17 protein-coding genes and 1 riboswitch are annotated in these 13826 nt (G+C 54.1%); of the genes, 13 read left to right on the top strand and 4 right to left on the bottom strand.

The annotated features are described in order from the left end of the window. Positions 1-158 precede the first annotated feature (158 nt). Together FJV47_RS02610 and FJV47_RS02605 are read left to right on the top strand one after the other, a co-directional pair. Positions 159-716, top strand: coding sequence for a DUF5655 domain-containing protein (locus FJV47_RS02610; protein ID WP_159609746.1), 558 nt, complete (start codon positions 159-161; stop codon positions 714-716). A 12-nt stretch (positions 717-728) separates the two neighbouring features. After that, positions 729-1256 carry a 2'-5' RNA ligase gene (locus tag FJV47_RS02605; RefSeq protein WP_159609744.1) on the top strand — a complete coding sequence of 176 codons (528 nt, stop codon included), beginning with the start codon at positions 729-731 and terminating at the stop codon, positions 1254-1256. Here FJV47_RS02605 and FJV47_RS02600 read toward each other — a convergent pair. From FJV47_RS02600 to FJV47_RS02590, 3 genes are all read right to left on the bottom strand, one after another. Beyond that, positions 1253-1786 carry a hypothetical protein gene (locus tag FJV47_RS02600; RefSeq protein ID WP_159609742.1) on the bottom strand — a complete coding sequence of 178 codons (534 nt, stop codon included), beginning with the start codon at positions 1784-1786 and terminating at the stop codon, positions 1253-1255. The two genes, FJV47_RS02605 and FJV47_RS02600, sit on opposite strands and share 4 nt — an antisense overlap. Before the next feature lie 186 nt (positions 1787-1972). Then, entirely contained in the window at positions 1973-3073 is a 1101-nt protein-coding gene (locus FJV47_RS02595) for a DNA alkylation repair protein (RefSeq protein WP_159609740.1), read from the bottom strand. A gap of 116 nt (positions 3074-3189) precedes the next feature. Continuing rightward, entirely contained in the window at positions 3190-3486 is a 297-nt protein-coding gene (locus tag FJV47_RS02590) for a Fe-S cluster assembly protein HesB (protein WP_159609738.1), read from the bottom strand. Between the two features lie 187 nt (positions 3487-3673). Between FJV47_RS02590 and FJV47_RS02585 the strand changes: the two genes are divergently transcribed. The 7 genes from FJV47_RS02585 to FJV47_RS02555 all read left to right on the top strand — a co-directional run bounded on the left by FJV47_RS02585 (position 3674) and on the right by FJV47_RS02555 (position 9264). After that, positions 3674-4213, top strand: a complete 540-nt coding sequence (locus tag FJV47_RS02585) for a GNAT family N-acetyltransferase (RefSeq protein WP_159609736.1) — start codon at positions 3674-3676, stop codon at positions 4211-4213. 83 nt (positions 4214-4296) lie between these two features. Continuing rightward, positions 4297-5064 (top strand): isocitrate lyase/phosphoenolpyruvate mutase family protein, encoded by a 768-nt coding sequence (locus FJV47_RS02580; RefSeq protein ID WP_235026306.1) that lies wholly within the window; start codon positions 4297-4299, stop codon positions 5062-5064. A 53-nt stretch (positions 5065-5117) separates the two neighbouring features. Beyond that, positions 5118-5804, top strand: a complete 687-nt coding sequence (locus tag FJV47_RS02575) for a VOC family protein (protein ID WP_159609734.1) — start codon at positions 5118-5120, stop codon at positions 5802-5804. Positions 5805-5935: 131 nt separating this feature from the next. Continuing rightward, a complete protein-coding gene (locus FJV47_RS02570; RefSeq protein ID WP_159609732.1) occupies positions 5936-6694 on the top strand; it encodes an alpha/beta fold hydrolase in 759 nt (252 codons plus the stop codon). A gap of 125 nt (positions 6695-6819) precedes the next feature. Next, positions 6820-7281, top strand: a complete 462-nt coding sequence (locus FJV47_RS02565) for a GNAT family N-acetyltransferase (RefSeq protein ID WP_159609730.1) — start codon at positions 6820-6822, stop codon at positions 7279-7281. A gap of 4 nt (positions 7282-7285) precedes the next feature. Then, complete coding sequence (locus tag FJV47_RS02560) at positions 7286-7717, top strand: OsmC family protein (protein ID WP_159609728.1); 432 nt, start codon at positions 7286-7288, stop codon at positions 7715-7717. Between the two features lie 284 nt (positions 7718-8001). Further along, on the top strand, positions 8002-9264 hold the full coding sequence (locus FJV47_RS02555) for a mechanosensitive ion channel (protein ID WP_159609726.1): 1263 nt from the start codon (positions 8002-8004) through the stop codon (positions 9262-9264). A 75-nt stretch (positions 9265-9339) separates the two neighbouring features. Here FJV47_RS02555 and FJV47_RS02550 read toward each other — a convergent pair whose 3' ends face one another. Next, positions 9340-10278, bottom strand: coding sequence for a GNAT family N-acetyltransferase (locus tag FJV47_RS02550; protein ID WP_159609724.1), 939 nt, complete (start codon positions 10276-10278; stop codon positions 9340-9342). Positions 10279-10358: 80 nt separating this feature from the next. After that, positions 10359-10463: riboswitch (TPP riboswitch) on the top strand. Here FJV47_RS02550 and thiO point away from each other — a divergent pair. The 4 genes from thiO to FJV47_RS02530 all read left to right on the top strand — a co-directional run bounded on the left by thiO (position 10461) and on the right by FJV47_RS02530 (position 13790). Beyond that, the gene (thiO, locus tag FJV47_RS02545; RefSeq protein WP_159609722.1) at positions 10461-11585 is read left to right on the top strand and encodes a glycine oxidase ThiO; all 1125 of its coding nucleotides are present in this window, start codon (positions 10461-10463) and stop codon (positions 11583-11585) included. Its footprint overlaps the riboswitch before it by 3 nt. Then, entirely contained in the window at positions 11582-11827 is a 246-nt protein-coding gene (thiS, locus tag FJV47_RS02540) for a sulfur carrier protein ThiS (RefSeq protein WP_159609720.1), read from the top strand. Before thiO ends, thiS begins: the two co-directional genes overlap by 4 nt. A gap of 2 nt (positions 11828-11829) precedes the next feature. Further along, positions 11830-12648, top strand: coding sequence for a thiazole synthase (locus FJV47_RS02535; RefSeq protein ID WP_159609718.1), 819 nt, complete (start codon positions 11830-11832; stop codon positions 12646-12648). Beyond that, positions 12648-13790: a ThiF family adenylyltransferase gene (locus FJV47_RS02530; RefSeq protein WP_159609716.1), complete on the top strand. Its 1143-nt coding sequence runs from the start codon at positions 12648-12650 to the stop codon at positions 13788-13790. Before FJV47_RS02535 ends, FJV47_RS02530 begins: the two co-directional genes overlap by 1 nt. Positions 13791-13826: the final 36 nt, after the last annotated feature.

Raw genomic sequence — 13826 nt, 5'->3', positions numbered from 1 at the left:
AAAGCATGGTGGTCCCACCAACACTGAGTATGAGTGGATGCTATGGGTCACCAAAGCTTTCGACGCCCAGTCTTACGCCATTAACTTCTTGTATTGCCCTGTCGATTACTCCTCATTGAGCGTCAAACAAGTCAGCAACTGCTTGTTATCATCGCACCATGGGAACCGGCAATCAGCAAGCACGCTCTTGGCAAGAAATGCGCCAGTGGCAGATGGAGATGCTTGAAAGTAAGAAGGGACAGAAGCTGGAGACCTGGAATGACCGGGTGGCTGAGATCGATCCCCGTAACGAGCAGGGTGTCACCGGGTACAGTCAGATGCTCTTGGTGCACGAGTGCTTCGGGTATCCCGACTTTTTCACCAAAACAGCACAGGAACTCGTCGACACGCAATTCGCTGATCGACAGCAACTGCGCGAAATTTACGACACCCTGATGTCCAGACTTTCAGACATTGGGGATGTTGTCGTTCAGGCCCGTAAGACTTTCACCGGGCTGCAAGCCCAGCGTCGAACGTTCGCAGTTCTCGCACCAGTGACCAAGAACCGGTTGGATCTGGGGTTGCGCTGGGAACAAGCCCCGACCTCGTCCCGGTTGTTACCTCCGGGCAGCCGATTAGGTAGTAGTGTCACGACCAGGGTCGGCCGACACATCGCCGATGATCTGGATGACGAACTAATGGACTGGCTGGGGCAAGCATATCGAAGCAACCTGTAGGTGGTGGACTAGATGAGTAGATCACCCGAAAATATCTTGCTGTACTTGAGCGCCGCACATGAGGAGAATGTTCGCGGGATTTTCACGGAACTAGAGCGGCGCGGGTTTCCCCGGCAGAATCAAACTCCTCATATCAGCATCACTTTTGCACCGAAACTCCCGAGTCAGGTAACCGACCGTGCCGCTGAACTTATGCCGGCTCTCGTGCCGGCTAACTTCTCCCGGGTCGGTACCGTCATTTTCGGAACCAAGCGCAAACAGAGCGTCGCCTGGTTATTGGAGACTTCTGATGAGCTGGAAATCGCTGCCCGTGAGATTAGCGCGCTGAATCCGGAAGGCCGAGGCCCGCGATGGACTCCACATCTGACCATGGGTCTTCGTCTGCCAAAAGAAATAGTTCCCGAGTACGTGCGTGCCCTCGATGAGCTCAGCGCGCGAGTCGGCCGGGAACTCACCGCGAGTCAGGCAGGCCATTGGAAATCGGTCAGCCAAGAATTTCATCCATATTCCACCTCTCTGAGCACCACGGCCAACGGTTAGAAGGGATCTAACCGATGTCTTTCGATATTGCGTTTGACAAGAATTCCAGCGACCGGCTGAAGGGCCACACCAAGCACGGACAAAATCAGCCAAAGGTCAAGATTCGCCTGATCTGCAGGAGCGCTGAAGTTCACGACTCCCTGCCACGTTGTGAGCCCGGCAATCGCGAAGAGGTACACAAACCCCAAGATCAAGCCGAGCGTTTTTCGAGAGCTCAATCCCACGAGCGACAAAGACTGCCAAAAGAAAGCAGTAACAACAAATAGCGCGGTGACAACGAAGCCATAGGGATCGGACAGATAGACCGCGGCAAGTGGCTCTCCGAAAGTTTTTGTGTCCACAGCCAACGGCCACACCAGCATAAAAACAAGCTGGATCACGATGGCATAAATTGTAGAAGTCATCAGTAGTCGTCGCAGACCCTCTATCGGTAGGCCTGAGTCGTTGCGCTCAAAATTCACTGCGAGGCAGTGATACATCATTGCAACGCCGGCCACCATAACACCGGCAAGATACCCGTCACGGGTCACGGGTCACGGTCTATTATCCGTCGATCCAGCCGCCAGGAGGTTGACGGCAGACATCAGTATCGCCACAGTCGCTAACCCGGTACAGCCCAGGGCGATGTAGAGCAGTCGGCGATTAATCGATGTCCATTGCTTCGCTTCGGCTGGTTCAGCCATCTAATCTCCTTGTAATGCGTGGCTAGCGTACGTTCACTCGGCACGTAGCTCGAACTCAGTAGCCGTAGTCGGTACTCCATTGACTTGGAGCGCCACAGAATGCGTACCAGGATAATAGCGCCGGGTGGTGATCGCCTTGAACGAGTGCGACCGCTCAATCGTCATGACCTCGCCCGGAGCGAGCGTGCGCGTGGTCAGCTTAAAGACCTTGGCGGTTGTCGAACCGTTGGCCTTGAGGTGGTTCACAATATAGTCCACCGCAAGCTGTGAAGGCTGTGAGCCACTGTTGCGTATGCTCGCTGTGAAGTTCAGCGTTCCGCCCCAAGGTACGTGGGCATCCGGAACTACGGGGCCGTCGATTTCAACGGTGGGTGTGCCGAAGCCAAGCAGCGCGAGAGCCTGGGGATTGCCTCGCTTGATCAACGTACGCAGTGCGTGCCTCACCAGTTTTTCGGTGGTCGGGGCAGGGGAGTCTAGCCAACGTCCAGCCGTCTGAATCACGAGCTCGGGTTCATTGCGACTCAGATCGTTGAGGTGATTAGCTACTGACCGGCGCACATACTCACTCTCGTCCTTGTACAGGGCATCAAGAATGGGAATGGTGATCGCAGGATGCTGAATAATTTCGGGCACACGCACCGCCCACGGTAAGAACGGACGAGTCCCTTCACTTGCAAGACGACGCACATGTTCGTCCTGAGAAGACGTCCACTGAGTTACGAGGGCGAGAGCACGTTCAAGATCATGTTTGAGCAAAACACGTAAGGCGAATTCTGAAGTAAGCCGCGAGGTGAGCTCGGCCAGCACCGTCATGGCATCGTCAAATGCTTCTGCGCTATTCTCGCTGGCTGCCCGTGTGGCTACGGCTGAAGTTACTGGCCAGATCATCCACCCGGTAAAAGACTGCGAAGTTTGAGCGGACTTGATGGGCGTAACCAGTTGGAGGTAAGACAATGGGTAATCCGCAAGAAGAGCATCTCGCAAAGCGTCCGAACGTTCACGAAGGCTCAACGGTTCCAAAATTGAGACCGCAGCTTTTAGATTCTGCAACGCGTTGTGTGGGTCCACCGCGTGAAGTTCGCGCACCAGTTCTTCGGCGACGTCTACACCGATAAGTTGATCAGCAAAAGGCATATAGACATTCTTTACCGGATCGAAGCCAACTGCGAATCTTTGGTGGTTAAGCACAGTGAGAGCCACCTGAAAAAGGCGACTCTCACTGGAAGTCTATGGGGTGTGGTTAAGAAGGATTAGTTCTGAACCAAAATTTGGAAGCTGACGCCACCCTGCTCGTCAACTGCTGCGTCGAGGACCTTGTCTTCTAGGTCATCTGCCACGAGCTCGTCCAAGTAGACGGGGCTACCTTCAGAGGTAACTACAGTGTCAGTTTCTTCTGGCTCAGGAACGATCTGAATTGCGAAGGCCGCTTCCTCGGGAGCGTTCGTTCCCTCAGCCTGATGGATGCGTAGGCCAGCTTTTTCGGCTTCGGACTGGTTAGTGACGATTGCGGTCACGATGGATGCAGCTTGATCGGTCAGTGCGAGCACGATGGCTCTCCTTCCGGTTGCGGACATACCAAGGTCAGGGCATGTGGGTGCCACGATTCCAAAAATTGCCACGAATCTCAACCCCGCTTAATAGCTACGAAATATCCTTCGCTCGCGCAGACTTTCTCCGATAGGGTCCGCACCCGAACCCATAAACTGTCGGTAAGCGTGTGAACAAAGGAGAGTTGTGAAACGAGTTATCAGGGCAGGCAGTTCGCATCTGGCGCTCGCCGACTTCACCGAAACGGACCTTGAAGCCGTACACGCCTACGCTGGCGATCCACGGGTAAGCCGGTATTCACTCTGGGGTCCGAACAGCCTTGAGGAGTCTGCCCACTTTCTGGCTGATGCTCTGATGAGGCGGGAGGACAGGCTGCTCTTAGCTGTCTGCTTTGACGGGAATGTCATTGGCTCTGCTTCGGTGTGGGTCACTGATGAGGCACAACAAATTGGCGAGCTAGGCTACACCCTGCACCAGGACTATTGGGGTCAGGGGATTGGCACCGAAGTTGCCCAGATGCTCGTTGACCTTGGCATCAGCCAATTAGGACTTCAGCGAATTCTTGCAACCTGCGATGCTCGGAACATTGGATCCATTCGAGTACTTGAAAAGGCGGGTCTGAAATTGTTTGACCGCAGGCCAGAGTCTGCCCCTGCGGCCAAGGGTAGGAATGAAACGTTAGTGTTCGCGGTTGAGAGTGAGAGAACCGGCCTTTATCCGAGGTAGTTGCTGAGAGTTTGTTTCAGCTCCTTGGAATGATCGACTGGCTACGTAGACTGAGCACGAACCACTTTCTCTCGGAGGTCACCTTGTCAGTATTTGAAGAACGCGCCACAACCCTTGCCCGCCTGCACGATTCCGGCCAGCTTCTGGTCATGCCCACCGTATGGGACACGTTCAGCGCCTCACTGGCTCAAGACGCTGGGTTTGAATCTCTGACCATAGGTAGCCACCCGGTTGCAGATTCAATTGGCAGCGCCGATGGCGAGCAAATGGATTTCGCAGATTATCTTGCTGTTGTTCAGCGGATCACCGGCTCGGTCGAGGTTCCAGTGAGCGCCGATGTGGAATCAGGCTACGGGCTGGAACCCAAGGAACTCTTTGAACGCGTCTTTGCTGCTGGCGCGGTGGGCGTCAACCTTGAAGATGTTGTGCACGGCGAAGGAAAGCGCGTGCGCGAACGTCAAGAGCATGCCGACTACATCAACGGGGTTCGTCAGGCCGCTGACGCAGCGGGCGTCGACTTTGTCATCAACGGTCGAACCGATGCAGTGAAGCTGACCGAGCAGTTCTCCGACCCGCTGGCCGAAGCGATCGCGCGTATTAAATTGCTAGAAGAAGCCGGCGCGCGCAGCGTGTACCCGGTAGCACTTTCCAGCGCAGATCAGGTCAAACAAGTAGTTCAGGCGGTATCGATTCCGGTAAACGTCACCGCGCATCCAGTCACCGCCCACGCGGCTGGTGATTTGGCGGCCTTGCGCGATCTTGGAGTTCGTCGAGTGAGCTTCGGTCCGTTATGGCAGAAGTGGCTAGCTGAAGTCTCCTCGCAGCAGCTCGCTTCATGGCGTCAAAGCTAGCATCTAAAATGGTTGGTCCTTGATGCCTTAGGTAACTACTACGGGGAGCGAACGTGTACTGGGAGAACTTGGTCTTTGATGCGGCGGCACCGCATGAGCACGGAGTCTTTTGGGAAGAACTACTACGTGGTGAAACCCTGAGCGATAACTCAGGGGGATTCGAGACACGACTGGTGTTTTCTGATGAACGCTACCTTGATTTGTGCTTTCCCACGGTCGAGGAAACTAGCGGCTCACACCAACGTTTTTTCCCCATCGTTATCGAGTCTGCTCACGAGGACTACATGAAGTCGGTGAGCTATACCGGCTCTCGAAAGAAACTTCAGGACGTCGCCGGTCGAGACTACTTTGTTTTGAAGCCCGGCGACGGCTCTGGCCAGTTTCGTCTTGCGGCAGTAGAAATTCACAGCGCCCATCCGCAACGAGATGCTGAATTTTGGTCCAACGTGACCGGACTTAGTGCTACCGCTAAGGCCCCCAACATCTTGGCGCACCCAGGTGGTGATGGTCCGCAATTAGTGATCGTGCAAGAAGCGCACCAGAAGACCACTGAGAAGAGCTGTGTCCACCTCGATCTTCGTTTGGGGGCTGAAGACGACCTGAATCTTATTCTCGAACAGATTCGTGTCGGGGGAGGCCAAGAGCTGGAACGCGGCTGGGGAACACTGCCCTGGAGGGTGTTTGAAGACCCTTCCGGAAACGAATTCTGTATCCTGCCGTATATCGCGCCTACCGAATAGATTCGACGCATCTTCCGCTTCCGTAGAATGAATATCGTTCACGGATACGTCGATCCGTAATGAGAAGTACGGCAGTTGGAGCGGATATCAAAGACATAAATAATTCGACCGATACGCCACTGACTGTCTTCATGATTCATGGCAATGGCGTTGATCATCGCATTCTCAAGCCGCTAGGAGACAGGCTCGAAGCGATCGGCTGGTTTCAAAGCCACTATGTTGATCTGCCGGGATTTGGAGACTGCCCTGCGCTGGAGGGCAAGGCAGGACTGCCGGAACTGGCGCACTGGCTGGAAAACAGAATTCGCTCAACCCATAACGGGCGTCCATTTGCCCTGCTGGGAAATTCCCTTGGTGGTCTGCTTTGCCAGGAAATGGCAGACCGGTTCAGCGATGTCGTTCAAGGGATTTTCTTGCTGGCCACAGCCGTATTCCCACAAGCCGAAGCAAGGACCCTGCCGCAACATGAAGTGCATGTGGAAGATCCGACATTGCTGGCCTCGTTACCCCAACGAGATGCGAATCTATTTGCCGAATTCGCGGTCATCCAAAGTGAAGCTACCTGGAATGACTATTCCCAATGGGTGTTACCAGGGCTGAAAGCAGCCAACTTACGAGCGATGGCACAACTTTCTCGACGCTATTATCTGGATCCGTTGCCAATTGACAGGCATCCTGAATTGTTGGTTCCAGTCTCAATCGTTAGCGGGCATCAAGATAACGTGACAGGTTTCGAAGACCAAACATTATTGATCAAGCGATATCCCAACGCGCAACTGAGCGTTATCGAATCGGCCGGTCACAACGTGCACATTGACCAACCGGTTGCGGTGGGCAACAAATTGCTGGACTGGGCCAACGATGTCCACCGTTTTTACTCGGGTCAGTGAATCGGATTAATTGGCCGTAAGATGTTCAGAACGGAAGTCGTTGGACAGTTAATTTGTTAGCGATAGTTCCGAAACTTAGTTTGATCATTTGAACCGCTGCTTTGCTTGCAGATAGGACGTTGCACATGGACGAGCAGGTTGTCCTACGAAAATGGACGAGTATTGATGAAGTTCCGGATCTTTTGGATGTCTGGAAAAGCTCGGTAGAACGACGCAAGGATTTCATCTCAGCAGCGGATCTCGACGCCGTAGCGACAGCGTTGGAAATGGTCTACTCACAGTCCCTAGCCGTGATTATTGCTCAGCAAGGTGAGCAGATCGTGGGCTTTGCCGCGTGGAACGACACAGATGTGGAATTGCTCTGGGTGCGTCATGCGGACCGTAAAAAAGGTATTGGGACATTGCTCCTAGATCACATCATCGAGAATTGTCCGGACGTGGAAGTTCACCTAGATACTCAGCGACTTTTGGCTATCGATTTCTTCAAGAACTCGGGCTTTTGTGATGTCGACCAGGTTATCGAAGGGGCTACGTCTCGACTGGTATTACGCCACGAGACTTCACAAGCCGAGAACGTGGCACGATAGTTTCATGAGTGAAAATAGCCGCGCACTTCGTGAAGTTAACGTTCAGCGCACAGAATCAGGAAAGTACATCGCCACCAGCGTTGCTTCTGGGGCCAGTATCGAATTCGGCCAAGGGGAGGGGCTACTCTCACCGGTGGAACTGTTGCTTGCTGCCATCGCGGGGTGCTCATCCATCGACGTGGATGTTGCAACGACTCGGCGTAGTGAACCAGAGAAATTTGACGTACTTGCCAGTGGTTACAAAATCAGTGAAGACGGTGCCAGCCGTATGGACGACATTCATCTGGGCTTTGATTTGAAATTCCCTGACACCGAGGAGGGACGCAAAGCCGCTGGAATGGTTGAGCGTATCGTGAAGCTGTCACATGAGAAATACTGTACGGTCTCTCGCACCGTTGAGTTGGGCGCATCAGTCGTCAGCGAAGTGATCAAATAAGAGCTTGCGTTGCTGAAGAAGTAACGCGAAACCCCGCGATCTGCAAGCGATTTCAGTGGACTCACTGAATCGTAACTGCAGGAACAATCAAGAAAGTTTCCCGATTCGGTTGTAATTGTGCTATCAACTTGCGGATTTCGCGGTCTACTGAAATATTCTCTTCGTTTTCGGTACCAGTATATGTAGACCTGTTATGCACGTTGGCTGGGAGTTTACTTCTTTGCCCTAGTCAGCGTTGTTCCTTCATCGTAGGGTCGAAATGTCCCTACGTTGAAGGAGCAGAAATGCAGTCTGAGAACGTCCTAGGCAACATCGATTGGGCGTCAATGCTACAAAAGGTAGCAATTGCGCTTGTCATTCTGATCATTACTTGGCTCGTGGCGCGAATAGTTCGTTGGGCTGCCGGCAAACTAGTGGGCAGAGTGAAATTCCTGCAAAAGCAGGGAAATGACGGAGCTCAAATAGGAGAATCTCTCGGTAAAGTTGCCGGGCTGATCATCTGGCTCTTCGGCCTAGTAGCCATCCTCCAGGTCTTCTCGCTCTCTGAAGTCCTTTCTCCGGTACAAGGCCTGCTCGGCGGAGTGATGGCATTCATCCCTAACCTCATTGGTGCGGGCTTCATCTTCTTCGTTGGCTACGTAATAGCCAACATCGTTCGACAGCTATTGAACACCGGCCTTGGAACTGTGGACTTTAGTGGTCTGGTTCGCAAACTCACCCCTGGTGATGAGCCAATTGACGAGGTTCAGTCTCGCGAAACGCAAGGCAAGATCGTCAGCATTCTCTCCAATATTGTTTTCGCATTGATCTTGCTCGTAGTCTCAATCTCTGCGTTGCAGGTCTTGGGCATCGCAGCTATTTCGGATCCAGCTCAGCAGATGCTGCAGTTGGTCTTTACCGCCATCCCGCAGGTCATCATGGCGCTGGCCCTGCTGGCTGTGGGCTTCCTGATTGCCAAGTTTGTTGGGCAGTTGTTGGAAACCACGTTGCAGGGTGTTGGCACTGACCGTGTTGTTGCCGAATGGGGCGTTGTTCCAGAAGGCAAGAGTGCGTCAGGAATTATTGCCGGAATCGTGAAGATCGCAATCATACTGTTCTTCGGTGTGATGGCGGCCCAGATGCTGAACTTCCCGGCCATCACCAACATTCTCAATGAGATTTTGAGCTTGGGTGGCAAGATCCTCTTCGGCGCCGCAATCATTGCAGCCGGTTTTGTGATCGCGAACGTAATCGGCAAGTTCTTGGGTGATACTTTGGCTTCCAAGATCATCCGCTACACGGCTATCGCATTGTTCGTGGCTATGGGCTTGAAGTACATGGGCATCGCGGACTCGATTATCAATATGGCCTTCGGCGCCATCGTGATTGGTGCGGCACTAGCTGCGGCGTTGGCCTTCGGACTGGGTGGCCGTGATGCGGCAGCTCGGACACTGAACAAGATCGACACCGACAAAGTGGTTCCTAACGATTCACCGTCGGCCCCGAACGCTCGTCCAGTGTCTTCACCAACTGATCCGAGCACACCACCTACGAACCCAGGGATCTAACCACCTCAAACAAAACCTCAGGGACACAACAAAAGTCGCGGAATCCACCGGAATCCGCGACTTTTGTGTTGTGATCTAACACTGAATGGAAGCGGACCAAGACAGGTGCTGAACTTGCGGAGTGGGGTCGGAGAGAAGTCGTGCGTAATTGAAAACATCAATCCGGTGACCGTCGATCAAAAACTTCTCCCGCTCAATACCTTCACGGATAAATCCGTTCTTCTCGGCCACAAGACGCGAGGCGGGATTATTGGCACGCAATCCCAGCTCCAAGCGGTGCAGTCCCAGATCCTCAAAAAGATAGGACACCACCGAAGCCAGAGCTCGGGTAGTCAACGATTGACCGCGATAACCTGCGTGCATCCAATACCAAACCCAGGCGTTCTTATTACCCGAGTCAATGCTTGCGCCGACCACTCCGATCAATCGGTCATCAGCGGTGATCGCTACCGGACATTGATTTCGGTCGGCCAATAGTGCTCCAACATACTTACGGGCAGTGGCAGGGGTGCTGGCATCACCTTGTCGGCTCATGTCTGGGTTGGAATCAAAAGCTTCATAGACAGCGTCCGCATCGTAAGACTTTAGTGCCCGCAGTGCGTAAGTGGCTGTCGAAGAATTCTGCAGCTCGGTGGAACTCAACGTTCCCTGATGAAAGAGCATCTGCCAACGATTTTCCTCAAACACCCAAAGCGAGGTCCGTTGGCTGGGTCTCTCGCCGCTAGTTGCCCAACGAAGCATCACGAGATTTTCGGCCAGCTGTAGACACTGTGGATCTGCGACAAGCCCTGCCGACTTTGTTGGATTCTCAGCGGATAATAATTCGATGACTTGGTCGCGATCGTAGGTGCGCCCGCTGGCACCTACTTCGCTGAAACTTTCATGCAGTAGAAAGCCGAGTTTTTCGGCGTCCTGCCGTACCGCAGGGCAAAGCAGTTGGCGCTCGAAACCGAGGATGCTTTCAAACAACTCAGAGCCAGCCGTGAGCTTCGCGGGATACTTCAGAGAGGACATGGTTGTAAGTACATCACAGAAGATGACGGAACTAAGACCATGCTGGTTCGCCTTGATGCGATGGAACATGCTTATAATCTCACTAACTCCGCGGGAGCCTGAATAGACCAGGCTGAGAGGGCACTGGGCCGACCGCTACACCTGATGCGGGTCATGCCGCCGTAGGAAGGAAGCGTGCCCTGGTGCATGTCAATATTGTTGGCGCCGGAATTATCGGCCTAGCCACCGCCTTTGAGCTCAGTTTGCGGGGTCATACCGTAAGCATTATCGATCCTGCACCCGGTCAGGGTGCGAGCCACGCGGCCGCTGGAATGCTGGCGCCGGCGGCAGAAACCGTATGGGGTCAAGGCCCACTGCATCAAATGTTGGCAGCTTCAAATGCCAGCTACCCGCAGTTCGTGAACCAACTTGAAGCAATCGCCGGGGTGCGCCCGGATTACCTCGAAAGCGCAACACTGGTCGTGGCCGCCGAACCGGCCGACCGCGAAGCCTTGCATGAACTGCTGGAATTACAGACATCTCTGGGTTTAGCAGCAGAAAAACTGCTACCTAGCCAGGCGCGGCGTATGGAACCCTCACTGGCCAGCAATATCGCTGGCGCTGTGTTTTGCGCCCATGACCACCAAATTGACCCGCGGTCGGTGGTGCGCATCCTCCTGGAACATTTCAGCACTAGCCTCGTTTTAGAACGCGGCGAAGAACTGGTCACAAGCGGTCTGCAAACCATCGGGGTGCGCACATCCACAGGGACAGTGCTGGTCGCCGATCAAACGATTCTTTGTACGGCACTAGGCACCATCAAGGGTCTGGATCCGTTGCCACTACGCCCTGTGTATGGAGACATCCTTCGAATCCAAGCACCGGTTGGTCCACCGTTACTTTCGAGAATTGTGCGGGGCATCGTGCACCGAGAAAACGTCTATCTGGTGCCTCGCAAGGACGGCAGCCTAGTACTCGGAGCTAGCGTGCGAGAGGACGGAAACCCCGAGGTGAGCGTCGGATCAATGGTCAACCTACTTGATAACGCACGAAGACTGGTTCCGGGGATCGCGGACTGCTCACTGAACGAGGTGATTGCGCGAGCTCGTCCAGCAACGGGCGATGACCGTCCCCTGATCGGTCGGTTAGATCCAGGGTTGGTACTCTCCACTGGCTATTCACGCCATGGTGTGTTGCTCAGTCCCTTGGGCTCTCAACTGACTGCAGATCTTGCCGAAAATCTTACTGAGAACCCGATGCTTGCCAACGTTGATCCGTACCGCTTTTCTGACTCTTCATTCCACTTACCTCAGGAGCAAAGCTCATGACCTCTATTAGCATCACCGTCAATTCTCAGCCAGTACAGATTGATGCCGGTTTGACCTTAAGAGAATTTATTAGTTCCCACATCGGTAAGGACCTAGATAGCGAATCCAAAGCCGTAGACGGCAGCAAATTGGGACTTGCTGCTGCTCTAGATGGAGTGGTGGTGCCGCGTAGTTCGTGGAACACACGCACTCTTAAAGACGGGCAATCCATTGAAATTGTCACTGCAGCTCAAGGAGGCTAACTATGAACTCAACTGATACTCCGGATCTGGATGCCCGCACGGATCCCTTCGTTGTGGCAGGACGGACTCTATCATCGCGACTGATCCTAGGAACCGGTGGGGCCACATCACTGGCTACATTGGAAAGTGCTCTGAGGGTCTCTGGCACTGAATTGACGACGGTAGCGATCCGTCATTTTTCTGCCGCGGGGTCGGGAAATGTTTACGAATTGTTGAACCGGAACAATGTCCTGGCACTGCCTAACACAGCGGGTTGCTTTACCGCACGCGATGCAGTGCTCACCGCGCAGCTGGCTCGCGAAGCATTGGAAACATCGTGGATCAAATTAGAAGTGATCGCCGATGAACACACGTTGCTTCCTGATCCACTGGAACTGTACTCGGCGACCGAACAACTTGTTGCTGACGGCTTTGAAGTCTTCGCCTATACCAACGATGATCCGGCACTGGCCGGGCGGCTACAAGACGCTGGGGTTTCCGCGATCATGCCTGCAGGTTCTCCTATTGGTTCAGGTTTGGGAATTCTGAACCCACACAATATTTCCACCATCGTTTCGCGCGCCACGGTGCCGGTCATTTTGGATGCTGGAGTGGGCACGGCCTCAGATGCAGCACTAGCAATGGAACTAGGTTGTGATGCAGTGCTACTGGCCAGCGCAGTGACCCGAGCACATAACGCTCCCTTGATGGCGGCAGCGATGCGTGACGGGGTGAAAGCCGGACGTGCGGCCTACCTAGCCGGCCGTATTCCGCGCCGTGATACTGCGCTGGCCTCCTCGCCCAGCGAAGGAATGATGCAGACGTTGGTGGGTGAATTCTGATGACCACCGCACCACTGTGTGAACCGGCAGCCAACATTGAATCAGGGGCACTGGCCCGATATTCTCGGCACCTCACCTTGCCGGGAGTGGGAGAAACCGGCCAGCGAAGAATTATGAACGCCAAGGTGTTGATCATTGGCGCTGGGGGACTAGGTAGCCCCATAGCAAGTTACCTAATTGCCGCGGGCGTAGGGCATATCGCAGTAGTGGACGATGACACCGTGGAGCTATCGAACCTGCAACGTCAGATCATCCATCGTGAAGCTGACACCGACCGGCCCAAGGTTGACTCGGTGATTCGGTACGCGCGCGAACACAATAGTGGCGTGCAGGTGCAAGCGATCAACGAACGCTTAAACACCTCCAACGCACTGGCACTGTTCGCCGACTACGACGTGGTGGTCGATGGCAGTGACAACTTCGCGACCCGGTACCTGGCTTCCGACGCCGCAGAAATCAGTGGCACCCCGTTAGTTTGGGGAACACTGTTTCAGTTCTCCGGCCAGGTCTCAGTCTTTGATCCACGGACCGGGCCGATGCTGCGCGATCTCTTCCCTGAATTGCCCGATGCTGATTCGGTACCAAGTTGTGCCGAAGGTGGGGTTTTTGGTGCCCTCTGTGGAGTGGTCGGTTCCGTCATGAGCATCGAGGTTCTAAAACTGATCACTGGCGTTGGGCGAAGCCTGTCCGGCAAGCTCTGGCTCTACGACGCGTTAGAGCACAGCGTAAATACCTTGGGTTTTGCCCCGGACCCGGAACGTCAAAAAGTCACAGAATTAGGCAACTATCAGCCGGTAGTCTGTGCCATGGACCAATCGGTAGCCGAGCTGAGCGTTGGGGAGCTCATCCAGTTACAGTCCAGCAGCGAGGTACTGATTGTTGATGTTCGTGAAGACTGGGAGCGCGAGATCATTGCTATTCCTGGAAGTCTTCACTTGCCGTTGGCCACTTTGGACGATGAAATAGCTACCTCTATCCCGGGTGAAGCACCGGTGGTAATGGTGTGCAAAACAGGTGTCCGTTCAGCACAGGCAGCGAAGAGCGCAACAAAATTCTTGCCGCAGGACCGAAAAGTTTACAGCCTTGTCGGCGGTACTCTCGCCTGGCATCACCAGGTTGAAGGCGAAAAGATTAGTTACTAGGCCTTGATGGAAGCTCGGAGGGTGCCCGCTGGCATA

It is taken from the genome of Glutamicibacter sp. JC586 (genome assembly GCF_009805585.1).
In the GTDB taxonomy this organism is placed as follows: domain Bacteria; phylum Actinomycetota; class Actinomycetes; order Actinomycetales; family Micrococcaceae; genus Glutamicibacter.
Note: the sequence above shows the minus strand (reverse complement) of the source record. Positions and strands in the feature narration are given on the sequence as shown.

What these genes read in the sequence shown, in the direction of transcription:
- FJV47_RS02605 (WP_159609744.1), top strand. Translation starts at nt 729, where the DNA reads ATGAGTAGATCACCCGAAAATATCTTGCTGTACTTGAGCGCCGCACAT.
- FJV47_RS02550 (WP_159609724.1), bottom strand. Translation starts at nt 10,278, where the DNA reads ATGTCCTCTCTGAAGTATCCCGCGAAGCTCACGGCTGGCTCTGAGTTG.
- FJV47_RS02560 (WP_159609728.1), top strand. Translation starts at nt 7,286, where the DNA reads ATGAGTGAAAATAGCCGCGCACTTCGTGAAGTTAACGTTCAGCGCACA.
- FJV47_RS02555 (WP_159609726.1), top strand. Translation starts at nt 8,002, where the DNA reads ATGCAGTCTGAGAACGTCCTAGGCAACATCGATTGGGCGTCAATGCTA.
- thiS (WP_159609720.1), top strand. Translation starts at nt 11,582, where the DNA reads ATGACCTCTATTAGCATCACCGTCAATTCTCAGCCAGTACAGATTGAT.
- FJV47_RS02595 (WP_159609740.1), bottom strand. Translation starts at nt 3,073, where the DNA reads ATGCCTTTTGCTGATCAACTTATCGGTGTAGACGTCGCCGAAGAACTG.
- FJV47_RS02610 (WP_159609746.1), top strand. Translation starts at nt 159, where the DNA reads ATGGGAACCGGCAATCAGCAAGCACGCTCTTGGCAAGAAATGCGCCAG.
- FJV47_RS02530 (WP_159609716.1), top strand. Translation starts at nt 12,648, where the DNA reads ATGACCACCGCACCACTGTGTGAACCGGCAGCCAACATTGAATCAGGG.
- FJV47_RS02565 (WP_159609730.1), top strand. Translation starts at nt 6,820, where the DNA reads ATGGACGAGCAGGTTGTCCTACGAAAATGGACGAGTATTGATGAAGTT.
- FJV47_RS02570 (WP_159609732.1), top strand. Translation starts at nt 5,936, where the DNA reads ATGATTCATGGCAATGGCGTTGATCATCGCATTCTCAAGCCGCTAGGA.
- FJV47_RS02535 (WP_159609718.1), top strand. Translation starts at nt 11,830, where the DNA reads ATGAACTCAACTGATACTCCGGATCTGGATGCCCGCACGGATCCCTTC.